Annotated in this window: 3 protein-coding genes and 2 pseudogenes; 3 read left to right on the forward strand and 2 right to left on the reverse strand. The window is 63.7% G+C overall.

Going from position 1 to position 25,665, the window contains the following annotated elements:
- Positions 1–31: 31 nt before the first annotated feature.
- Together J1G33_RS26570 and J1G33_RS26575 are read right to left on the reverse strand one after the other, a co-directional pair.
- Entirely contained in the window at positions 32–11,359 is an 11,328-nt protein-coding gene (locus J1G33_RS26570; protein WP_223019090.1) for a non-ribosomal peptide synthetase, read from the reverse strand.
- Positions 11,356–24,273 (reverse strand): non-ribosomal peptide synthetase, encoded by a 12,918-nt coding sequence (locus J1G33_RS26575; RefSeq protein WP_223019091.1) that lies wholly within the window; start codon positions 24,271–24,273, stop codon positions 11,356–11,358. Before J1G33_RS26575 ends, J1G33_RS26570 begins: the two co-directional genes overlap by 4 nt.
- A gap of 466 nt (positions 24,274–24,739) precedes the next feature.
- On the opposite strand from J1G33_RS26575, the pseudogene J1G33_RS26580 reads away from it, so the two are divergent.
- The 3 genes and pseudogenes from J1G33_RS26580 to J1G33_RS26585 all read left to right on the forward strand — a co-directional run.
- Positions 24,740–24,886: pseudogene (locus J1G33_RS26580) on the forward strand (ABC transporter substrate-binding protein); the annotation flags it as partial.
- Positions 24,887–24,921: 35 nt separating this feature from the next.
- Positions 24,922–25,074: pseudogene (locus J1G33_RS28010) on the forward strand (NAD(P)/FAD-dependent oxidoreductase); the annotation flags it as partial.
- Positions 25,075–25,322: 248 nt separating this feature from the next.
- Positions 25,323–25,544, forward strand: coding sequence for a hypothetical protein (locus tag J1G33_RS26585; RefSeq protein ID WP_032880737.1), 222 nt, complete (start codon positions 25,323–25,325; stop codon positions 25,542–25,544).
- Positions 25,545–25,665 lie beyond the last annotated feature (121 nt).

The raw sequence follows: 25,665 nt of genomic DNA on the forward strand, positions 1-25,665 counted from the left end.
CCCCTCCCACATTTGGATCGATGTGCAGCCTTCAAGACACCACCTCCCCAACCCCAACCCTTTCCAACCACCACTTGGCCAAACCCGAAACATTCGGCACCTTGAGCAAGGTGAAGTGATTACCCCCGCCATACCAAACCTCCAACCCAGTCCCCTGCCCCTTCCACCCCTCAACCATCAACCCCTGCTCACGCTGGTTCCCCGCCGCATCCAAGGCCGGATCCTGCGCCAGCACCAGGCGCACCACCCCGTCATACCGCGCCTGCGGCCGATAAACCGTGCGCAACGCCGCCGCATAAGTACGCGCAGGCCCATCCATTGCATCCACGGCAGCACGCGCCGGCAGCAACCCGACACCGACCATCCCCGTATGCAGCCACTGTCGCTGCGCCACCTCATCGCGCCCGGCGAAGTCCACCGGATCAATCCCCAGCGACTTCCCGGCCGCCAACTGCATCGCCTCGATCAACCGCAACAGCGCCGCCGTCGAGGTATAGGGCTTGCCATCACGCCCCGGCGCCTCACTGTCGATCACTGTCAAAGAGCCCACCTCGCGCCCCATCGCCTGCAAGCGCAGGGCCATTTCCAGCGCGACCCAGCCGCCAAACGAATGCCCGACCAGATGCACCGGCCCGTCCGGGCACTCCTGCTCCAACGCCGTGAGATAACACCGCGCCGCCGCTTCCACCTGGCTATGGGGCACCGCCTCGCCATCCAACCCACGGGGCTGCAGGCCATACAGCGGCCAATCACGTCCCAGGGCGTCGCTCAAGCCCACGAAACCGGTCACGCTGTCACCTGCTCCCGGCACGCAGAACACCGGGGCATAGCCGGCGCGCCCAGTCTGGATGCGCAACAACGGCTGATGGGCCGCGCAACTCACCGGCGTACTCGTCGCCAGCGCCTCGGTCATCGCTCGGCCCAGGCCCTGGATATGCGGCGCCTGCATCATGCTCTGGTGATCCCCAGGCACGTGCACCTGGCGCAGTTGCCCGGGCGCCAAAGCCGTGTCCCAGCCCAACGCCATATTGCGTTGCGATAGTTCGGTGGGGCGCTGCTCGGCGCTGAACAAGTGCACCGGAATCGGCAGCGGGAACAGGCTGTAGTGGGCCAGGGCGTGCCCGTGCCCGACTTCGCGCTGAAGAAAACTCAACAGGTCCGCGTCCGACGCCGCCGCCATTTGCGCGTATAGCAAACCTTGATCGCGACAGCGTTGCAGCAGATCCGCAAAGTCCAGCTGTCCAATCCGCGCCTCCAGTTGTTCAAGGCTTGCCAGCTCATTTACACCTCCCTGCGCTTTCCAATAAGCCGTGCATTGCAGCAACAGGTGCCGCTTGAATGCATCCGGCCCGCTCCAGCGTGCTTTGCCCTGGTCAGTCAGGCGCGGCACATAGCTGTCGATCAAACCCAGGAAGGCCACGCTTTCATCCAGCCCCAGCAGTTGCATGGCGATTTCGTAGGCCAGCACCCCACCAAAAGACCAGCCCGCTACCCGATAGGGACCGTGGGGCTGAATCTCGCGGATCAGCCCGACCATGCGCGCCGCCAGGCCTTCCATGCTGTTCAGGTGGGCCTCGCCCAACGCCAGCCCCGGCAGGCCGTAGATCGGATAATCACCCGGCAGGTGCTGGCCCAGCGCCGGGAAATACACGTCCATGCCGCTGAACTCATGCACCAGAAACAACGGTGCCTGCGCCCCGCTGCTGCGCACGGTAATCACGCGGGTGTCGGGCAGTACATCATCCCCGCGCTGACGCAGCATCGCCGCGACGCCGGCCACGCTGGCATGTTGGAACAGCTCGGCCAACGACACCGGCAAACCGGCCTCGTCCAGCAGGTTGACCAGGCGAATCGCCAACAGCGAATGCCCGCCCAGTTCAAAGAAGCTGTCATGCCGCCCCACCTGTTCGAGTTTCAACACCTCGGCCCAGCGTTGCGCCAACGTCTGCTCCAGGGCGTCGGCCGGCGTTTCGAACGTGCGGCTGGTCGAGGCGTCCCAGGCAGGCACCGGCAAGGCGTTACGGTCGATCTTGCCGTTGGCGGTCAACGGCAATTGCTCCAGCGCGACGTAGGCGGACGGCACCATGTACTCGGGCAAGTGCGCGTGCAGGTAAGCCCGCACCGACTCGACAGCAACGGGTTCGCCCGCCCAGGTGAAATAGGCCACCAGGCGTTTGTCCCCCGGAACTTCTTCACGGGCCAGCACCACGGCATCCTGGATGCCTGCGAACGTCGCCAGTCGCGCCTGGATTTCACCCAGCTCAACACGAAAACCTCGAATCTTCACCTGATCGTCATTACGCCCGATGCACTCCAGCAGACCGTCGGCCGTCCAGCGCCCGAGATCGCCCGTACGGTAAAGCAAGGCGCCTGGGTTGAACGGGTCCTGCACAAACTTTTCAGCCGTCAGCTCGGGGCGATTCAAATAGCCCAAGGCGACGCCATCGCCGCCAATGCAGATTTCACCGACGATACCCAGCGGTACCGGCTGCTGCTGCGCATCGAGCACATACACTTGGGTGTTGGAGATCGGCCGCCCCACCGGCACGCTGTCGGCATCATCGGCAATCGTGTGCACTTCGCAGGTGGTGGCGTAAGTGGTGGTTTCGGTCGGCCCATAGCAATGCACCAGGCGCAACGCGGGTGCCTGCGCCAACAGCGTGCGGAACGCCGCCGGATCTGCCCGCTCACCGCCGCACAAAAGGATGCGCAAGCCAGCCAGGGCCTGGGGAATCAACTGCACGTATTGGTTGAACAGCGCGGTGGTGACAAACAGCACCGTCACGTCCTGCAACGCTTGGGCGAAAGCGCTCGGATCGAGCAAGGTGGCGTGGTCAATCACCTGCACCTGGCCGCCATTGAGCAGTGGCCCCCACACGTCCATGGTGCTTGCATCGAACGCTGGGTTCGACGCAAAGGCCACGCGGTCGGCGGCATTGAAATCGGCATAGCCGTTGTTGAGCACCAGGCGCGTAATGCCGCGATGGGGCACCAGCACGCCCTTGGGCTGGCCGGTGGAGCCGGAGGTGTACATGATGTACGCCACGCTGTCCGAGGGTTGCGACAGGTCCGGGTTGTGGCTCGGTTGCGGGGCGAGACCAAGCGTGTCCAGGTCCAGGCGACGCACCCTGCTCTCTATGACGCAATCGCTGCGGGTCAGCAACCAGGCCGCTCCACAGTCTTGCAGCATGAACCCCTGGCGTTCAGCCGGTGCATTCACGTCCAACGGCACATACGCGGCGGCGCATTTGAGGATGGCCAATTGGCTGACCAGTAACTCCAGCGAACGCGGCAGCAGGATCGCCAGGTGATCGCCAGGGCGCACACCCAGGCCGAGCAGGTGATGGGCCAAGCGGTTGGCGCGGGTATTGAGTTCGCCGTAGCTCACCCGCCGCTCGTTGTGCACCAGCGCCACCGCGTCGGGACGCGCCATGGCCTGGGCTTCGAACAGGCGCTGCACCGTGTGCTCACGCGCGAATGTACGGGTAGTGGCGTTGAAGTGCTCAAGCACCCGTTGGCGTTCGGCCTGCGGCAGAATCGGCAAGCGGTTGATGGCGATATCACGATGACCTTCCAGGGCCTGCACCACCTGCGCCAGCGCGATTTCCAGGTAGTTGCACAAGCGCCGGGCGCCCTGCCCCATGACGGTCAGGCTGAACCCTTCACCGAGGTCATCCACGCTGACCGCCACGCCGTAGTGCGTGTGCTCCTCGGCCTTGAACAACTCGATCCCCTGCCACGCCTCGGCCACGCCACCGGCCTGGGGTGCGCTGTGACGATAGTTGAACAATACGCTGAACAACGGCGTCGCCACCGCCACACCACTGCAACGCTGGGCCAACGCCAGGGGCGCATGTTCATGACCGAGCAGCTGAGTCAGGCGCCCATGGGCGGTACGCAGTGCCGTCAGCACTGAGTGTTCCCCCAGGTCGACCCGCAGCGGCAAGGTATTGATAAATACGCCCATGGCCCGCTCGGCGCCTTCGCCGCCTTGCAGGCGGCCGAGCATCACCGTACCGAACACCACCTGCTCGCGGGCGCAAACCTTGCCCAGTACGTGAGCCCAGGCCAAATGCATCACGCTGGCCGCACTGACCCCCGCCTGGCGGGCCTGGCTGCGCAGGCGTCGACTCAGCGACAGGTCGAGACCCACGCGTACGTTTTCCACGGCCCCCAGATTGGGCACCTCGGTGGGTTCGTCGACCTCACCGAGCATCTCGCGGAAAAACGTCTCGTGATCCTCAGCGCCCAAACGGGTCTGGGCCACGTAGTTGCGATACGGCACGGGCGCGGCCAGGGTGTCCTGAGTGCCCAGCAGAAACGCCTGCAGCTCGTGTTGCAGGATATCCAGGGCAACGTGGTCCATCACCAGGTGATGAAACAGCAACGTCGCGACCACCCGTTGCGATTGCTCGGCGTACACCAGCCGCATCAGCGGCGCCTGGCCAAGGTCCAGGCGTGGCGGCAGCGGCCCGCTCTCAACGCTTAGCCGGGCGTGGCGCCACACCACCTGCACCGGTTCTTCCAGGCCATCCCAATGCAAGGATGAACGCAGGATGTCATGACGCTGGATCACCGCCTGCAATGCGCTGGCGAAGGCATCCAGGCGTGCGCGACTGTCAAAGGCAAACTGCGCCTGTAACACATAGGCGTCATCACCTTGCGCAGCGCGATGCTGATACAGGATGCCGGCCTGCAACGGCGCCAGCGGGTAGATATCCTGCACATTCGCCGCACCGCCGGGGATGCTGGCGACGATGCGCTCGATGGCCGCTTGATCCAGGCTGACCAGCGCCAGCATGTCTGGCGTGATGCGCGCGCAATCGGCCGCAATGCCATTGGCCGGCACCGCCACTTCACGCCCGCCGCCCAAAGCTGCCGCCAGGGCAGCCAAGGTCGGTTGACCAAACAGCACTTTCACGTCCGCCGACAAGCCCAGGCCGCGCATACGCCCGACCAGGCTGACCGCCAGCAACGAGTGGCCGCCCAGTTCGAAGAAGTTGTCGTGCCGGCCCACGCGTTCCACATTGAGCAACTCGGCCCACAGCGCGGCCAAGGTGATTTCCGTGTCGCCCAGCGGCGCCTCGTACTCGCGCACCACCAACGCCTCCACGCCCGGTGCCGGCAATGCCTTGCGGTCGAGTTTGCCATTGGGGCTCAGCGGCAGCGCCTCCAGGTGCACGAAGCTGGCCGGCACCATGAACTCCGGCAGGTGCAGCAGCAAATGGGCGCGCAGGCTTTCAATTTCACTCGGCACGCCGGTGTAGTAAGCGATCAGGCGCTGCTCGCGGGCAATCACGGCGGCTTCCTGCACCGCCGGATGCTCGGTCAAGCGTGCCTGGATTTCGCCCAGCTCAATGCGCAGGCCACGGATCTTGACCTGGTCATCATTGCGCCCCAGGTACTCGATGTTGCCATCCGGCAAGTAGCGCCCGACGTCACCGGTGCGGTACATGCGCCCAGGGGCAAACGGGTCATCGAGGAAACGCTCGGCGGTCAGTTCGGCACGGTTGAGGTAACCCCGTGCGACTTGCACCCCCGCGATAAACAATTCGCCCACCACGCCCAACGGCACAGGCTGCAACTGCCCGTCCAGCACGTACATGCGCGTGTTGGCGATTGGCTTGCCGATGGGGGTGTTGTCGGGCACGTCAAAGCCTGCGCAGTGCCAGGCAGTGACATCCACCGCCGCTTCGGTGGGCCCATAGAGATTATGCAGCTGGCTGCCCGGCAACTGTTGCTTGAAGCGGCGTACCAGGCTGCCCGGCAAGGCTTCGCCGCTGCACATCACCCGCACCAGCCCGCCCGCCTGGCTGACGTCACCGTGGGCGAGGAAGACATCAAGCATCGACGGCACGAAGTGCAAGGTCGTGACCCCTTCGGCTGCGATCACCTGGCACAGGTACTCAGGGTCTTTATGCCCATCCGGGCGCGCCATCACCAGGCGTGCTCCGGTGGACAGCGGCCAGAAGAATTCCCACACCGACACATCGAAACTGAACGGGGTTTTCTGCAACACCGTATCGCCTCCCGTGAGCCGGTATTCGTCCTGCATCCACAGCAGGCGGTTGACCACCCCGGGGTGTTCGTTGATCACACCTTTGGGCTGGCCGGTGGAGCCGGAGGTGTAGATCACATAGGCGGCCACCCCGGCCACCGCTGGGTTGGTGATGGGCTGGTGCTGCCAGGTGGGCTGGTCCAGATCGACCACCGGCACCTCGCCCAGCAGCCCGAGGGTGCTGCCCTGGGCCAGCACCACCGCTGGCGCGCTGTCGTGCAGCATGTAGGCGATACGCTCCAGCGGGTACGCCGGGTCCAGCGGCACATAGGCGGCGCCGGCCTTGAGGATCGCGTACAGGCCAATGACCATGTCCAGGCCACGCTCCACGCAGATCGCCACCCGCGCCTGCGGCTGCACGCCGAGGGCTTGCAGGTGGTGGGCCAGTTGGTTGGCGCGAGCGTTCAGTTCGGCGTAGGTCAGTTGCTGCTCGCCGGCCTTTGCCGCCACGGCCTGCGGCGTGCGCAGTACCTGCGCTTCGAACATCCCGTGCAGGGTCTGGTCGAGCTGGTAGTCCACAGTGGTAGCGTTGAAATCCACCAGCAACTGCTTGCGCTCACGCTCATCCACCAGCGGCACATGCGCAAGCACCGCCTGGTCGTTAGCGACCATGGCCTGCAACACGCGGGTGAAGTAGCCGAGGTAACGCCGTATCGTCGATTCATCGAACAGCGCCACGGCATATTCCAGCGCGCCGAGAATACTGCCCTGCACTTCCCCCAGGTTCAGCGACAGGTCGAACTTGGCGAAATGGCTGTTTTCGACAATGCCTTCCAGGGCCAGGTCGCCCAACGCCAGGGTCGGCGCGCTGCTGTCCTGCCAGCTCAGCAGGGTCTGAAACAGCGGGCTATGGGCCAGGCTGCGCGGCGGCCGGGTGATTTCCACCACCTGTTCGAACGGCAAATCCTGATGGGCTTGGGCCGCCAGTGTCAGCGCCTTGACCCGAGCCAGCAGGGCCTCGGTGCTCAACTCGCCCGAGGTGTCGATGCGCAGCGCCAGGGTGTTGACGAACAAACCGATCAGCCCTTCCACCTCGGTGCGCGTGCGGTTGGCCACCGGCGTGCCGATCACCAGCTCCGGCTGTCCGGACAAGCGCGCCAGCAACGAAGCCCAGGCGCTCATCAAGGTCATATAGAGGGTGGTGCCATGGCGCTGGCTCAAGGCCTTGAGCCCGGCAGTAAGGCGTTCATCCAGGCGCACTTCGACGCTGCTGCCGGCGTAGTCCTGCTGCGCCGGGCGCGGGCGGTCGGTGGGCAGGGTCAGCAACGCCGGCGCGCCGGCCAGGGTCTGCTGCCAATAGGTGCTTTGGCGGTGCAACACTTCGCCGCTCAACCACAGGCGTTGCCACACGGCAAAGTCGGCGTACTGGATCGGCAAGGGCGGCAGCGGGTCGGATTGGCCGTGGCTGAAGACTTGGTACAGCGCCATCAGTTCACGGGTCAGCACGCCCATGGACCAGCCATCGGAGACGATATGGTGCAGGGTCAGCAGCAGCACATGGTGATCGTCGGCCATCACCACCAGGCGACCGCGCAGCAACGGGCCACGCTCCAGGTCGAAGGGCGCCGAGGCTTCGCCGTGGATCAGCGCGTCCAGCGCCTGTTGCGGTTGCGCGTGGCGACGCAAGTCTTGCACCTGCAGCGGTAACACCTCCTCGGCCGGCACGATCAGCACCTGGGCCTGGTCGCCGTGTTGGGCAAAGCGGCTGCGCAGGGTTTCATGCCGCGCCACGATCCGCGCCAGCGCCCGTTGCAGTGCCTGCACATGCAACTGCCCGCGCAAACGCAGGCCGATAGGAATGTTGTAGGCGGTGTTGGCGCCCTCCATCAACGCCAGGAACCACAGGCGCTGCTGGGCAAACGACAGCGGCATCTCTTCATCACGATTGGCCGGCAGGATATCCGGCAAGGTGCTGCGCCCGGCCTGGGCGACCTGTTCGGCGACCGCTGCCAGTTCGGCGTTGGCGAACAGGTCGCCCAGCGCCAACTCGACCCCCAGCCGCTGGCGGACCTGGGAGACCATGCGCATCGCCAGCAGCGAGTGCCCGCCCAACTCAAAGAAATGGTCACGCCGCCCGACCCGTTCCACTTGCAACACCTCGGCCCAGATCTGCGCCAGCACGGTTTCGATCTCGCCCTGGGGCGCTGCGTATTCGCGGGTAAACACTGCGGCCATGTCCGGTACTGGCAAAGCCTTGCGGTCGAGCTTGCCATTGGTGGTCAGCGGCAGCGCGTCGAGCTTCATGAAGGCGACCGGGACCATGTAGTCCGGCAACTGCGCCACCAGGTGAGCGCGGATTTCGCCTACCGTCAGCGCGTCAAGTTGCGGGTTTTCGGTGAAGTAGGCCACCAGGCGCTCTTCACGCACCAGCACCACCGCTTCCAGGATGCCAGGCAATTGGTTGAGCCGGGTTTCGATTTCGCCCAGTTCGATGCGCACGCCACGGATTTTGACCTGGTCATCGTTGCGCCCCAGGTAGTCGAGCGTGCCATCGGGCAACCAGCGCACCAGGTCGCCGGTGCGGTACATGCGCCCGGGGTTGAATGGGTCGCGCAGGAAGCGCTCGGCGGTCAGTTCCGGGCGGTTCAGGTAACCTCGCGCCACGCCCTTGCCGCCTACGTACAACTCCCCCGCCACCCCCAGTGGCACCGGGCGTTGATGTTCATCGAGCACGTAGACGGTGACATTGGCGATGGGCTTGCCGATATGCAACGGCTGGCCCGCCTCGACCTTGCCCGACGTGGCGACCACCGTGGCTTCGGTGGGGCCATAGTTGTTGATCAATTCAAAGCGCTGCGCCCGGCCGAACTGGCGCAGGCGATCGCCGCCGACCAGCAGGGTGCGCAAGGTCGGGTGCTCGATAGTCTGGCTGAACGCGTACTCGGCCACCGGCGTGGGCAGGAAGCTTACGTCCAAAGGCTGTGCGCACCACCAGGCCAGCAGCGCGTCGATATCTTCGGTACCGTCATGGGCGGGTGGCAGGTGCAGGGTGGCGCCCACACACAGCGCCGGCCAGACCTCCCAGGCCATCGCATCAAAGCCGAAACCGGCAACACTGGCAGTATGCCGCCCGGCGCGCAGGTCAAAAGCGCTGCAATGCCAGTCCACCAGGTTGGCGACGGTGTGGTGCTCCACCATCACACCTTTGGGCAAGCCGGTAGAACCCGAGGTGTAGATCACATACGCGAGGTTCGTCGGGCCGACGGCGACCTTGGGGTTGCTCGCCGAGTGATGCTGCCAGGTGAAGCGATCGAGGTTGATCACCGGCACCTCAAGCTCGGGCAAACGAGCCAGCAACGCGTGTTGGGTGAGCACCGCCACCGGGGCGCTGTCGCTGAGCAAGTAGCTCAAACGCTCGGCCGGGTGGGACGGGTCTACCGGCACATAACCGGCACCCGCCTTGAGGATCGCCAGCAGCCCGGCCAAGGTGTCGAGCCCGCGCCGCGCCACAATGGCCACGCGATCATCGGGCCGAACCCCCAGCGCCAGCAGATGATGGGCCAGCAGGTTGGCTTGCTGGTTGAGTTCGGCGTAGGTCAGTTGCCGCCCTTCGTGCACGGCGGCGATGGCGTCCGGCGTGAGCGCAGCCTGGGCTTCGATACGCCCGTGCAAGGTGGTGCCTTGCGGGAACACGGCCTGGGTGGCGTTGAACTGTTGCAACAGCAGGCGCTGTTCGGCGGCGGGCACTACCGAAAGTTGGTCAAGCGCAGTGTGCGGCGCCTGCTCCAGCGCGGTAACCAGGTTTTCCAGCGCGGTGTGCAAGTAGGCGCAGACGCGGTGGGGGTCGACCTGGGTGCTGGCCAACAAACGCAGGATAAAATCGTCGCCCAGATCGTCCACACTGAGTGTGAGCGGATAGTTAGTACGCTCCTCGGAACGCAGCGTTTCGATACCTTGCCAGGCCGCAATCGCCTCGCTGCGAGTACCGGTGCCACTGTGACGATAGTTGAGTAACGCACTGAATAGCGGCAACGGCGCAATGACGCCACTGCAATGCTGAGCCAGAGCCAATGGCGCATATTCATGCCGCAGCAGGCTAGTCAAGCGCATGTGAGTGGCCTTGACAGCGCTGCGCAGATCCTCACTGCCAATGTCGACGCGAAACGGTAGCGTATTGATGAAGATACCCAGGGCGCGATCCGTCGCATGCCCGCCGTGCATACGTCCCATCAATACCGTACCGAACACCACCTGGGACTTGCCTGCCACCCTGCCCAGCACTTGGGCCCACCCCAAGTGGAACAGACTGGCAACGCTCACGCCCAGCACACGAGCCTGTGCGCGCAAGCGTTGGCTGAGGGAGTTCGCTAAAGGCCAGTCGAGTTCAGCGATCCCCCTGCCGTCGCCCTGTACATCCTGTAAACCAAAGGGCAAGGTCGGTTCAACCACATCACCGAGCATCTGCTGGAAAAATGCTTTATGTTCTTGCTCGGTAACACCCAGGCGCGCTTGGGCGACATAGTCGCGAAACGGCACGGCAAGGCCCAACTGAGCGGCGTGACCGTGCAAAAACGCCTGCATCTCGTGGCGTACCACTTCCAGAGCGCTGTGGTCCATCGCCATATGGTGGAACAGCAAGGTAGCGACGATGCGCTGGTGGGTCCGGTCTTCAGCATGTACCAGGCGCAACAACGGTGCCTGGGTCACGTCGAGGCGATAATGACGGGCATTGAATAGTTCATGCAGCTGTGCGGCGATATCGCCGTCGGCCGGGTCGAGCATCAAAGCTTGCACCGGCAGGCGCGCCTGACGCCACACCACTTGCGAAGGTTGCGCCAGGCCATCCCAGACCACCCCGGTGCGTAAAATGTCGTGGCGGTCCATCACGCTTTGCAGCGCCTGGGCAAACGCCTCGAAGCGCTCCAGGCTGTCAAACGCGAACTGCGACTGCATCACGTAGGGGTCGCCCTGCTCGGCGCTGGCATGGTGAAACAGAATGCCTTCCTGCAATGGCGCCAACGGATAGATGTCCTGGATATTTGCCACACCGCCCTGCACGGTGGCGATGATGCGCTCGATCTCGTCCTGGCTCAGGGTCGAGAGGGTCAGCATGTCGGGGGTGATGCGCTCGGCGTTGGCGGGAATGCCATTGGCCGGTACGGCCACTTCGCCAACCTTGGCAGCCGAGTACTCACCGGCCTTGATCAGCTCGATCAGCGCCGGTTTGTGCTCGCGCAAGGCGGCCAATATTGCCGGGTCGCTCAAGGCTTGCCGGTTGCCGTTCACCGACAACTGTTCGCCCTTGAGCGCCAGTTGCACGTCCTTGGTTTTCAGGGTTGCCAGCAGCTCGAGGATGTTCACAGGACGATCTCCATTCGTTCGGTCATTGCGGCGTAGCCGGCCAGGGTCGGTTGTTCGAACAACGCCCGCACATCGGCTTCCATGCCTTCCTGGCGCAGGCGTCCGATCAAGCTCACAGCGAGCAGCGAGTGCCCGCCCAGTTCAAAGAAATTGTCGTGCCGGCCTACCCGATCCACCTTGAGCAGCTCGGACCACAACTGGGCCAGCAGGATTTCGGTATCGCCTTCGGGTGCTTCGTACTCACGCACCGTCAGTGCGTCCATACCCGGTGCGGGTAACGCTTTGCGGTCGAGCTTGCCGTTAGGGCTCAGGGGCATGACGGGCAGGTACACGAACAGCGCGGGCACCATAAAGTCCGGCAGGTGCTGCAACAGCTGGGCGCGCAGGCCGTCGATGTCGCTTGGCAGGCCAGTGTAATAGGCGACCAGGCGCTCATCACGAACCACCACCACCGCGTCGTTGACCGCCGGATGCTCGATCAGCCGCGCCTGGATTTCCCCCAGCTCGATGCGCAGGCCACGGATTTTCACCTGGTCATCGTTGCGCCCCAGGTATTCGATATTGCCGTCCGGCAAGTAGCGGCCCAGGTCACCGGTGCGGTACATCCGGCCAGGCGCAAACGGGTCATCGAGGAAGCGCTCGGCGGTCAGCTGCGCACGGTTCAGATAACCCCGCGCCACTTGCACGCCAGCGATGAACAGCTCACCGACCACCCCCAGAGGCACCGGCTGCAACTGCCCGTCCAGCACGTACATGCGCGTGTTGGCAATCGGCTTGCCGATGGGGGTGTTGTCCGGCACGTCCGGGCGGGCGCAGTTCCAGGCCGTCACGTCCACCGCCGCTTCCGTGGGGCCATACAGGTTGTACAAACCAATGCCTGGCAACTGCTGCTTGAACCGACGCACCAGGCTGCCCGGCAGCGCCTCGCCGCTGCACATCACGCGCACCAACCCGGCCGCCTGGCTCACATCACCATGGGCCAGGAACACGTCAAGCATCGACGGCACAAAGTGCAGGGTGGTGATGTTTTCTGCCTCGATTACTTCGCACAGGTACGCAGGGTCCTTGTGCCCACCCGGGCGCGCCATCACCAGGCGTGCGCCGGTAAACAGCGGCCAGAAGAACTCCCACACCGACACGTCGAAGCTGAACGGGGTTTTCTGCAAGACCGCGTCATGGGCCTTGAGGCCATAGGCGTCCTGCATCCACAACAGACGGTTGACCACCCCGGCGTGTTCATTGATCACGCCCTTGGGCTGGCCAGTGGAACCGGAGGTGTAGATCACGTAGGCCGTGTGCCGGGCAGTGAGGTCCGCGACCTGCGGGTTGACGCAAGGCTGCTGGTGCCAAGTGCTGTGGCCGACGTCGATCACGGCCACGTCGCCCAGCAAGGCACGAGTGGAGGCTTGCGCCAGCACCACCACCGGCGCGCTGTCTTGCAGCATGTAGGCGATGCGTTCTTGCGGGTAGGCCGGGTCCAGCGGCACATAACCGCCACCGGCCTTGAGGATGGCGAACAGGCCGATCACCATGTCCAGGCCACGCTCCAGGCAAATGCCTACCCGTGAGTCCGGCTGCACGCCCCTTTCACGCAGGTGATGGGCCAGGCGGTTGGCGTGCTCGTTGAGCTGTTGGTAGGTCAGTTGTTGCTCGCCCGATTTCACCGCCACGCAATCCGGTGTGCTCGCAACTTGGGCCTCGAACATTGAATGCAGTGTCTGGTCAAGGTTGTAATCGACTACTGTCGCATTGAAGCCATTCAACAGTTGCTCGCGCTCCTGCTTACCCACTACAGATACACGGTTGACCGCCAGATGGGGCGATTGCTCCAACGCTTCGACCAACCCATGCAACGCCGTTTGCATATAACCGCAGACACGCTCTGCGCCGATGTGCGCCGCGGTCATGACAGTCAAGCGGAAACCATCGCGCTGATCGTCCACGTTCAGGGTCAACGGGTAGTTGGTACGCTCCTCGCTGCTAAGGGTCTGGATGCCTTGCCACGCTTGTGATGCGGATGCCTGCTGACTGTCACTGTGGCGATAATTGAGCATCGCGCTGAACAATGGCAGCGGTGCGGCGACACCACTGCAACGCTGCGCCAAGGCCAGTGACGCGTGTTCGTGACCGAGCAGTGCCGTCAGGCGTTCATGGGTTTGCACAAGCGCCGCACGCACGCCGATATCATCAATCTCCACACGCAGAGGCAACGTATTGATGAACATACCTAACGCACGGTCACTACCTTTTCCGCCCTGCATACGCCCCATCAGGACCGTACCGAACACCACACTGGGCTGGTTGGCGGTGCAGGCCAACACCTGAGCCCACGCCAGGTGAAACAGACTGGCGGCACTCACACCTGATAGTCGTGCCTGAGCCCTCAGACGCAGGCTCAAGGACGGCTCCAGAAACTGCTGGTGCTCTTCAATAGCGCTGCCGTCTCCCTGCACATCCTGGAGACCGAACGGCAGGGTTGGCTCATTGACGTCACGCAGCATGTTGGCGAAGAACGCTTCGTGTTCCTGCTCGCTGAGCCCCAAACGAGCCTGCGCCACGTAGTTGCGGTAAGGAATAGGTTCATCAGCATCCTGTTCCTGCCCCAGCAAACTGGCTTGCATCTCTTGCCGCACTCGCTCAAGCGCAGTGTGATCAAGAGCGATGTGATGGAAAAGCAGAATCGCGACCACCCGCTGCCGACTTGGATCATGGCTGAATACCAGACGCACCAGCGGTGCCTTGGACATCGGGACGCGGTAGTGGCGCGGGTCTAAACGCTCATGCAGGCCGGCAAGCACGTCGCCGTGCAAATGCAGCTCCTGAACGCTCAACGCCGCCTTGCGCCACACCACTTGCAACGGTTGCGCCAGCCCCTCCCACACCACCCCGGTGCGCAGAATGTCATGGCGGTCGATCACCTGTTGCAGCGCCTGCGCGAAGGCTTGCAGACGCTCGACACTGTCAAACGCCAGGTGCGATTGCAGCAGGTACGGGTCGCCCTGCGCGGCCGTGAGGTAGTGGTAGAAAATGCCTTCCTGCAGCGGCGCCAGCGGGTAGATGTCCTGCACGTTGGCAGCGCCGCCTGGCACCTGGGCGACTACCTGATCAATCGCACACTGGTCGAGGGTCACCAGCGCCAGCATGTCGGGGGTGATACGTTGGCACTCGGCACTGATCCGGTTGGCCGGCACTTGCACCTCGCGACCACTGCCAACAGCAGCGGCCAGCGCGGCCAGGGTGGGTTGGCTGAACAGCACGCGCACGTCGGCGCTGAGGCCAACCTGGCGCATACGCTCGATCAGGCTGACGGCCAGCAATGAATGGCCGCCCAGTTCGAAGAAATGGTCATGACGGCCCACCTGCTCCACTTGCAGCACCTCGGCCCAGATACGCGCCAGGGTGGTTTCGACCTCGCCCTGGGGGGCCTGGTACTCGCGGCTGAGCACGGCGGCCTGATCGGGGTCGGGCAGTGCCTTGCGGTCCAGCTTGCCGTTGGCGGTCAGGGGCAACACATCGAGGCGCATGTAGGCGACCGGCACCAGCGCATCGGGAAGCTGCGCCTGCAATTGCGCGCGCAAGGTCTCGATGGGGAGTGCGCGTTGCTCGGTGAACCAGGCCAGCAGCCGGCCTTCGCGCACCAGCACCACCGCTTCGCGAATGCCGTCCAGGGCGGCCAGGCGGCTTTCGATTTCGCCCAGCTCAACCCGCACGCCACGCAGTTTGACCTGGTCATCGTTGCGGCCCAGGTACTCCAGATTGCCGTCGGGCAACCAGCGCACCAGGTCGCCGGTGCGGTACATGCGCCCCGGGCTGAACGGGTTTTGCAGGAAGCGTTCGGCAGTCAAGTCCGGGCGATTCAAGTAACCCCGTGCCACACCGCTGCCGCCTACATACAGCTCACCGGCCACACCGACCGGCACCGGGCGCAACTGCGCATCCAGCACATAGCTGCCGGCATTGGCGATGGGTCGACCAATATGCAACGCCTGCCCGGCCCGCACGCGACCGGAGGTGGCAACCACCGTGGCCTCGGTGGGGCCATAGTTGTTGATCACGGCAAAGCGCCGTTCCTGGGTGAACTGGCGCAGGCGATCGCCACCAATCAGCAGGATGCGCAAGGTGGGGTGTTGCAGGTGTTGGCTGAACGCGTACTCGGCTACCGGCGTGGGCAAAAAGCTCACGTCCAGCGGCTGCGCCCGCCACCAGGCCAGCAGTTCATCGATGTTTTCATTGCCCACTTCGGCGGGCGGCAGGTGCAGGGTCGCCCCGACGCACAGGGCCGGCCAGACTTCCCAGGCCATCGCGTCAAAACCAAACCCGGCCACACTGCTGGTGTGACTCGCAGCAGCCAGGCCAAAGGCTTCAGAGTGCCAATGCACGAGGTTTTCCACGTTGTGGTGTTCCACCATCACGCCTTTGGGCTGGCCGGTAGAGCCTGAGGTGTAAATGACGTAGGCCAGGTGCGCGGGCGTCAGTGCGGGCAGCTGTGGATTGTTGACAGGCAGGTGCTGCCAGTCGGGGTCATGCAAGTCGACCAGCATGATCGTGTCCAGCAGGTCACGGGTACTGGCCTCAGCGAGTACTGCCACCGGGGCGCTGTCCTGCAACAAATAAGCGATGCGTTCGGCGGGATACGCCGGGTCAATCGGCACATAGCCGGCGCCGGCCTTGAGAATGCCCAATAGCCCCACCAGCATCTGCGGGCCACGGCGGCAGCACAGCGCCACGCGGTCATCCGGTTGCACGCCGAGGGCCAACAGGTGATGGGCCAGTTGGTTGGCACGCTGATTGAGCTGCTGATAGGTCAGCGCCTTGCCGCCCTGCTGCACGGCAATGGCGTGGGGTTGGCGCTCAGCCTGTACCTCAAATGCGCCGTGCACGGTGTGGCCACGGGGGAAATCCTGGGCCGTGGCATTGAATTCGCGCAGCAGGGTTTCATACTCCGCCGCGGGCAGGATCGGCAAACGATTGAGTGCCGTGTCCGGCGTGCACTCCAAGGCTGTGAGCAACTGCGCCACAGCGTTGTGCATGTAGTCGCACAGGCGTTGCGCACCGATCTGTGGCACCGCCAGCACGCTCAGCCCGAAGCCGTCGCCCAGGTCATCCACGCTCAGGGTCAATGGGTAATTACTGCGCTCCTCACCACCCAGCAGCCGCACGCCCTCCCAGATGCCGTGGCCGTCGCGGGCCATCTCGGCGGGGTTGCTGTGACGGTAATTGAGCAAGGCACTGAACAATGGCGTGCTGGTCGGCACACCGCTGCAACGCTGAGCCAGGGCCAGCGAGGCATGTTCATGCCCGAGCACAGCGCTCAGGCGTGCATGGGTAGCCTTGACCGCCGCTGACGCCCCGGCGGCAACATCGACCCGCAGCGGCAAGGTGTTGATAAACATCCCCAGCGCGCGGTCTGCACCTTCACCGGCTTGCATACGGCCCATCAGCACCGTGCCGAACACCACGTCATCGCGGCCCGACACCAGCCCCACGACCTGGGCCCAGGCCAGGTGCATCAGGCTCGCGGCGCTCACACCCAGCTGTCGCGCCTGCTGGCGAACCCGCTGCGCCAGCGCGGCGTCCAATGGCAGCCCGGCCTCCTCGATGGCACGGCCATCGCCCTGCACATCCTGCAAACCAAACGGCAAGGTTGGTTCATCCACATCGGCGAGCATGTCGCGAAAGAACTGCTCATGCTCGGCCACACTGACACCCAGGCGCGCCTGGGCCACATAGTTGCGAAATGGCGCGGCAGCGGGCAAGTCCTGGGCCTGGTTGAACATGAAGGCGCGCATTTCCTGGCCGACCACCTCCATGGCTGTGTGGTCCAGCGCCAGGTGGTGAAACAGCAGGATCGCCGCAACACGGTTGTGCGCCGGGTCCTGGGCATAGACCATGCGCAGTAACGGCGCCTGGGTGATGTCCAGCCGATAGTGCCGGGCATCGAAGCGGGCGTGCAGTTGTTCGATGATGCCACCGTCGGCCGGGTCCAGATGAACCTCCTGCACCCCCAGTTGCGCCTTGCGCCACACCACTTGCACCGGGCTGTCCAGGCCCTCCCAGACTACGCCCGTGCGCAGGATATCGTGGCGGGCAACCACCTGTTGCAGCGCCGCCATGAACCCGTGCAAGCGGTCGAGATTGTCGAACGCCATGCGCGATTGCAGCAGGTACGGGTCGCCCTGTTCGGCACTGAGGTGGTGGTAGAGAATGCCTTCCTGCAACGGCGCCAGCGGGTAGATGTCCTGCACATTCTCCGCGCCACCCGGCACGCTGGCGACGATACGCTCGATGGCATCCGGAGTGAGCTGCACCAGGCTCAGCATGGACGGTGTGATCTGTGTGCAACCGGCCGGGATGCCATTGGCCGGCACCACGATTTCGCGACCACTGCCCACCGCCGCCGCCAACGCCGCCAGGCTCGGCTGGTTGAACAGCACGCGCACATCGGCACTGAGGCCCACTTGGCGCATACGTTCGATCAGGCTCACCGCCAGCAGCGAATGCCCGCCCAACTCGAAGAAATGATCGTGACGCCCGACGCGTTCGAGCTTGAGCACGTCTTGCCAGATCTGCGCCAGTAGGGTTTCCACCTCGCCTTGCGGGGCTTCGTAGCCACGACTGAGCAAGGCCGACGGGTCCGGTGCCGGCAAGGCTTTGCGGTCGAGCTTGCCATTGTTGGTCAGGGGCAGACTGGCCAGCTGCATATAGGCCGACGGCAGCATATAGTCCGGCAACTGGCCTTGCAGGTGGGCGTGGACCAGCTCAATGCCCAGGTCTGCCCCGGCCCAGGTGAAGTAGGCGACCAGGCGCTTTTCACCTGGCATATCTTCCCTGGCCAACACGGCGACGTCCTGGATGCCCGGGCAACTGGCCAGGCGCGCCTCGATCTCACCCAGCTCGATACGAAAGCCACGGATTTTCACCTGGTCGTCGTTGCGACCCAGGCATTCGAGCAAGCCGTCTTGCGTCCAGCGCCCGAGGTCGCCGGTGCGGTACAGCAAGGCGCCCGGGTTGAAGGGATCCTGCACAAACTTTTCAGCCGTCAGCTCGGGGCGATTCAAATAGCCCAGGGCGACGCCATCGCCGCCGATGCAGATTTCACCGGTGATGCCCAGCGGCACCGGTTGCATCTGTGCATCGAGCACATAGATCTGTGTATTGGAAATGGGCCGCCCCACCGGCACGCTGTCGGTATCCGTACCGACCTCGCGCACTTCATGGGTGGTGGCGTAGGTGGTGGTTTCGGTCGGCCCGTAGCAATGCACCAGGCGCAGCGCCGGTGCACGCGCCAACAGGCTGCGAAATGCCGCCGGGTCAGCACGCTCACCGCCGCACAGCAGGATGCGCAAACCGGCCAACGCCTCGGGGATCAATTGCACGTACTGGTTGAACAGTGCGGTGGTCACGAACAACACCGTCGCGCCCTTAAGCTCGGCGCCGAACGCCAACGGGTCGAGCAAGGTGGCATGGTCGATCACCTGCACTTGCCCGCCGTTGAGCAATGCGCCCCACACATCCATGGTGCTCGCATCGAACGCCGGGTTGGAGGCGAAGGCCACGCGGTCGCTGGCGTTGAAGTCGGCATAGCCATTATTGATGACCAGGCGCGTGATACCGCGATGGGGCACCAGCACGCCCTTGGGCTGGCCGGTGGAGCCGGAGGTGTACATGATGTACGCCACGTCCTGCGCAGACCGGGCCAGCCCCGGGTTGTCCGCCGGCAGGTCGGCCAGGTCCAGTTCGGCAAGGTTGTCCAGCACCTGGCGGGCGCCGCTGTCCTGCACCATGAAGGTTCGACGTTCGAGCGGCGCGTTGACATCCAGCGGTACGTACACCGCCGCACACTTGAGCACCGCCAACTGGCTGACGACCAGGTCGATGGAGCGCGGCAGCGCCAGGGCCACCGCTTCACCTGGCCGCACGCCACGGCCAATCAAATGATGGGCCAGGCGATTGGCGCGGCGATTGAGGTCACGGTAGCTCAGCGACAGCGGGCCATGCACCACCGCCACGGCTTCAGGCCGGGCCAGTGCCTGGGCTTCGAACAGTTGAGCTACGGTGAGCTGCGACGGGTATTCCCGGGCGCTGGCATTGAAGTCTTCAAGCAATAAGCGCCGCTCGGCGGGCGGCACAATCGACACCTTGTGCAGGGCGGTGGTGGGCGCGTGTTGCAGCGCGCTCACCACATGGCGCAACGCGGTGAGCATGTACTCACCCACACGTTGCACATCCAGATGGGCGACACCTTGCACCGTCAGGGCCAACCCCATGCCCAGGTCATCGACGTTGAGTACCAGCGGGTAGTTGCTGCGCTCTTCGGAGCTGAGGATCTGGATACCGAACGCGGCAAAGGGGTTGTCCCCCGGCGCTTCATCGGGTGCGCTGTGCCGGTAGTTGAGCAAGGTGCTGAACAACGGCAACGAACCCGGCACGCCGCTGCAGCGCTGGGCCAGGGACAGCGCTGCATGTTCATGCGCGAGCAACTGCGCCAGGCGCGCATGGGTGGCGCGCACGCCGGCTTGCACGCCGACGCTGCCAAGGCTGACCCGCAGCGGCAAGGTATTGATGAACATCCCCAGCGCGCGGTCGGCGCCCTCGCCGCCCTGCATACGCCCCAGCAAGACCGTCCCGAACACCACGTCCTGCTGGCCCGACACCTGGCCCAGCACCTGGGCCCATGCCAGATGCACCAGGCTCGCCGTGCTGACGCCCAGTTGCCGCGCCTGTTCGCGCAGGGCCAGGCTGAGGGCCGGTTCCAGCGGCAGATGGGCCTCATGGATGCCGCTGCCGTCGCCGTTCACATCCTGCAAGCCGAAGGCCAGGGTGGGCTCGTCGATATCGCCGAGCATCTGGCTGAAGAAGGCTTCGTGCTGCGCCTGGCTCAGGCCCAGCCGCGCCTGGGCCACGTAGTTGCGGTACTGCACCGCATCAGGCAGTTGCACGCGGTTGCCGTGCAGGCTGGCGCTCATTTCTTCGACCAGCACTTGCAGCGCCGTGTGATCGAGCAGGATATGGTGCAGCAGCAGGATGCCGACCAAGCCGTCCGCCTCTTCAGCGTAGGCCAGGCGCATCAGCGAAGCGCGAGACAGATCCAGGCGATAGTGGCGAGGGTCGAAACGCTGTTGCAACTGCGCCAGGGCATCGGTGCCCTGGGTGTCCACGCGCTCAACGGCCAGCGGCGCCTGGCGCAACACCACTTGCACCGGCTCCTCCAGGCCCTCCCAGAGAATCGCAGTGCGCAGGATATCGTTGCGTTCGATGACACTGTGCAGCGCCTGAATAAAGCCATCCACCGCGCCCTGGTCGTTAAAGCGCAACTGCACCTGCAACACGTAGGGGTCGCCCTCGCTGGTTGCCAGGTGGTGGTAGAGAATACCGGCCTGCAAAGGCGCGAGAGCGTAGATATCCTGCACGTTGGCCACGCCACCGGGCACGGCCTGGAGGATGTGATCGATGGCGGCCTGGTCCAGCTCGACCAAGGGCAGCATGTCCGGCGTGATGTGCTCACTGTGTTCCTGAATCAGATTGGCCGGGACCTGCACCTCATGGTGCCCGCCCACCGCCGCTGCGAGGGCTGCCAGGGTCGGCTGGCCGAACAGCACGCGTACATCGGCACTCAGCTCTACCTGGCGCATGCGTTCGATCAGCTTGACCGCCAGCAGCGAATGCCCACCCAACTCGAAGAAGTTGTCATCACGCCCCACCCGGTCGAGCTTGAGCAGGTCCTGCCAGATCATCGCAATGGCGTTTTCCACCGCACCTTGGGGCGCGGCATAACTGCGCCGGGCCAACGCCTCGGCATCGGGTGCGGGCAAGGCTTTGCGGTCGAGCTTGCCGTTGGTGGTCAGGGGGAACGCCTCCAGGCGCACGAAGGCGCTGGGCACCATATGTTCGGCAAGGCTCTGTAGCAAGTGATCGCGCAAGGCGGCAACGCTGGGCTCACCCTCGGTGATCACGTAGGCCACCAGGCGCTTGTCACCCGGCTCATCCTCACGGGCGATCACCACCGCATCGCGCACGCCGTGGGCGGTGGCCAGGTGTGCCTGGATTTCGCCCAGCTCGATACGGAAACCGCGAATCTTGACCTGGTCATCGTTACGCCCCAGGTACTCGACACTGCCGTCGGCCAGCAGGCGGCCGAGGTCACCGGTCTTGTACATGCGCAGGCCCGTGGCCGGGTCCGCGAGAAAGCGTTCGGCGTTGAGTGCCTCGCGGTTCAGGTAACCGCGCGCCACCCCGGCGCCGCCCACGTACAGCTCGCCCACCACACCGTATGGCAACGGCTCGTGTTGTTCATCCAACACATACAGCTGCAAGTCGGGGATGCGTACGCCAATCGGGCTGACGCCCACCAGTTGGGCATCCACCGCCTCCAGCGCACGATAGGTCACGTGCACCGTGGTTTCGGTAATACCGTACATGTTTACCAGCTGCGTACCGGCATTCACCGCCCGCGCATACCATGGCTTGAGCATGGCCGGTTCAAGGGCCTCACCGCCAAAGATCACCTGCCGCAACGAATGCGCCTGGGTGCTGTGACCCTGGGCCGCGATCAATTGGCGGAACGCGCTCGGCGTCTGGTTGAGGATGCTCACTTCGGCTTCGCAGAGCAGCGTATAGCACTCATCCGGCGAGCGGCTGACCAGTTGCGGCACGATCAGCAACTGGCCGCCGTGCATCAGCGCGCCCCAGATTTCCCACACAGAAAAATCGAATGCGAAGGAGTGGAACAGTGCCCATACATCGTGCGGGTTGAACCCGAACCAGTGTTGAGTGGCACTGAACAGGCGCGCCACCTGACGATGCTCGATCATCACCCCCTTGGGTTGGCCGGTGGAGCCGGAGGTGTAAATTACATAGGCCAGATTGGCCGGGCTCAGGTGCAGCCGTGGATCGGTGATGGGCAACTGGCCCAGGCTGTCGAGGTCAAGCTGCGCCAGTTCGCCTACCCGGTGACGAGTGCCGGCCTGTACCAGCACAACCACCGGTTGACTGTCGGCCAGGGTGTAGGCAATGCGTTCCTGCGGGTAAGCCGGGTCTATCGGCACGTAGCCGGCACCGGCCTTGAGGATACCGAGCAGGCCGATGATCATCTGCGGGCCGCGCTCCACGCAGATCGCCACGCGGCTGTCAGGCTCAACGCCCTGGGCCAGCAGTGCATGGGCGACCTGGTTGGCGCGTTCGTTGAGTTGACGATAGGTGAGGCGCTGCTGCTCAAAGCGCACGGCAATGGCTTCAGGCTGGGCGGCGGCGTGGGTTTCGACTTGCTGATGGATCAACGCGGTATCGGCGTAGTGCGTGGGGCTGTGGTTCAAGGTATGCAGCAGGGCGTGGCGTTCAGCGTCGGGCAGGATGTTCAGGCCGCAGAGCGGCTTGTCCGGTCGCTGCTCAAGGGCGTCGGCCAGGCTTTGCAGCGCGGTGTGCAGATAGCCGGCAACCCGCTGTGCACCAATGGCCGCATCCACCATCACCGTCAGCGCGAAGTCTTGCCCCAGGTCGTCGACGTTGACCGTCAGCGGGTAGTTGGTGCGCTCCTCGGCGCCCAGGACCTGGATGCCTTCGGCAACCTCGATCACGGCGGCCATGTCGGTGGCCGCACTATGGCGATAGTTGAGGATCGCGCTGAACAACGGTGTGGGTGCTGCCACCCCGCTGCAGCGCTGGGCTAGTGCCAGGGACGCATGTTCGTGATCAAGCAGGCGCGTAAGACGCTCGTGGGTGACTTGCACCGCAGCGCGCACGCTTTGCGCGCCAACATCAACCCGCAGCGGCAAGGTGTTGATGAACATGCCCAAGGCCCGTTCACCGCCCTCGCCTGCGCCCATGCGCCCGAGCATCACGGTGCCGAACACCACCATCTCGCGACCGGAAATCACGCCCAACACCCGCGCCAACGCCAGGTGCATCAGGCTCGCCACGCTCACCCCCAACGGCCGCGCCACGCTGCGCAGGCGACGACCAAGGGCGCTATCGACGGGAATGCGCGCTTCATCAATGCCCTGACCATCGCCCTGCACATCTTGCAGGCCGAACGGCAGCGTCGGTTCATCGATATCGGCGAGCATGTCGCGAAAGAACGCCTCATGGGCCTGTTCGCTCACACCCTGGCGCACTTGGGCGATGTAGCTGCGAAACGCTACCGGCGTGCCCGCTTGCGCGTGCTCACCGGCCAGGTACAGCTGGATTTCATGGCGCACCACGTCCAGGGCGGTGTGATCGAGAATGGTGTGGTGGAACAACAGCATCGCCACCACGCGCTGGTTGGCCGGGTCCTCGGCGAACACCAGACGCAGCAGCGGCGCCTGGCCAAGGTCCATGCGATAGGCACGGGCGTCATAGCGCGCGAGCAATTGAGCGAGACGGTCGCCGCCATCAAAATGCGCTTCTTCACACGCCAGATGCGCCTTGCGCCACACCACTTGCAGCGGCTCGTCGAGGCGCTCCCACACCATGGAGGTGCGCAGGATATCGTGGCGGTCAATCACCCATTGCAGCGCCTCGGCAAAGGTTTGCAGGCGTGCGCGGCTGTCGAACACAAACTGCGCGTGCAGCACGTAGGGGTCGCCCTGCGCGGCAGAAAGATGGTGGTAAAGCATGCCTTCCTGGAGCGGCGCCAGGGGGTAGATATCTTGCACATTCGCCGCGCCGCCTGGGATGGACGCGACGATACGGTCGATGGCCGGCTGGTCGAGGTTGACCAGCGCCAGCATGTCCGGGGTGATGCGATAAGCCGGGCTCAGCCAGTCACCGCCATGCTCGGCGACCAGGGCCAGCAACTGGGGTTTATGCGCGATCAATTGATCCCAGAGCGCGTCATCCAACGCCTCGTCATCGCCCAGGACGATCAGGTCGCCTTCTTCAGTTTGCAGACGGATCGCATGGGTGGAGATCGCTGCCAGTAAGTCGCTGAACTGCATGGGGTAACCTGCCTGATAAGTCACGGTTTAAGAGAATGTCCGTATTCAGTTTTGCCGCTAGGCGCGGCGCCCTTGAAAAACAACGGGCGCAGCCGGGGGCCTGGAGAGGCTTCCGGCAGGCTTGAAAAATTAAGGGATTTGCGCGGCGGGGGGTGACATGGGAAGCGGGGACACGTGTCGGGTGGGAGGGTTCCCGTGTTTGCTCGCGGCTCTTCAACTTTGCTGAGTTTTACCAGTACTGCGGCGATGATCGTCCATGTCACACCTGTGGGAGGGGGCTTGCCCCCCTCCCACATTTTGGCCTGTGTCGCCTCAACGAATGATTGCTCATGGCCCGATCTGGCAGATGCACAGTCAGTCAATGGACAATGCCCCAAGTGTCCTTAAGCTCAGATCGAAAGGGTATTTATCAACCGGTTTTCAGAACCTTATGCTTCGGCTCATTCCGTTGAATATCGAGCCGCTCATGACCCTTCGCCGCCCGTTTGCTGCTGTATTAGGATCGCTGGTTTTCTCCATCGCCGTGAGCGCCGACGCCCAGGAGACCCTGCGTATCGGCTATCAGAAATCCTCAACCCTGATCACCCTGCTGAAAACCCAGGGCACCCTGGAATAAGCCCTCAACGCCGACCACATCGACGTCAGCTGGCCGATATTCGGGTAATCGTGGTGGACCGCGGCCCGCAAATCGCAGCATCCATGGGCGATGGCACACGCCCGTCAATCATCGAAGCCAGCCGGGAATCGGGACTGCAATGGATACTGAATACTTCGATGGCCTCGGTGGATGCCGGCGGGGTGAAGCATTATGTTCCGCCGAGAGACCGCGCCGGACTCTAATCCCGGCTCGGCCCCTTTGCAGCCGTATAGTCGCCTGTGTATGAATAACCCTAATATAGCTAAACCATCTAAAAAACTGTCAATTATGACAGTACCCAACCACACTTACTCCCTCTACCTTTAAATCACTTCAATACTTCACTACCTATTGAAGATTTATAACTGAATAGCCGTTCACTTCAACCAAGCCTTATACAAGGAGTACTGACATGGCATTTGTAAAAAACTATAAAGGATATGACATACATAAAGATCTAACAGGAGGGCGTTATGAAGGCGACAAATTAGTCGACCAATCAGAAGCTTACCGCTTTGAAAAAGATGGGGAAGCTAGCACCCTAACTTACGATTCCCTAAGCCGCATCGAGCAAGTCATTGACGATTGGGAAGCTCAAGACGACGACGAACCAAGAGATAGAGACGAATATTGATCCACCAAGCAAAGTGGTCCTTACCCCAAAAACAACCACAGGGGATTTTATCTATTGATAAATCCCCTGTGGTATTTGTATGCACCGCGCTTACTTCACTGCCCTCTAGGTGCCTCACTAC

This window comes from Pseudomonas sp. P867, assembly GCF_019891455.1.
GTDB lineage: Bacteria > Pseudomonadota > Gammaproteobacteria > Pseudomonadales > Pseudomonadaceae > Aquipseudomonas > Aquipseudomonas synxantha_A.

Excerpts from the sequence above, each read along its gene's own strand:
- J1G33_RS26575 (WP_223019091.1), bottom strand. The coding sequence starts at position 24,273 with ATGCAGTTCAGCGACTTACTGGCAGCGATCTCCACCCATGCGATCCGT.
- J1G33_RS26585 (WP_032880737.1), top strand. The coding sequence starts at position 25,323 with ATGGCATTTGTAAAAAACTATAAAGGATATGACATACATAAAGATCTA.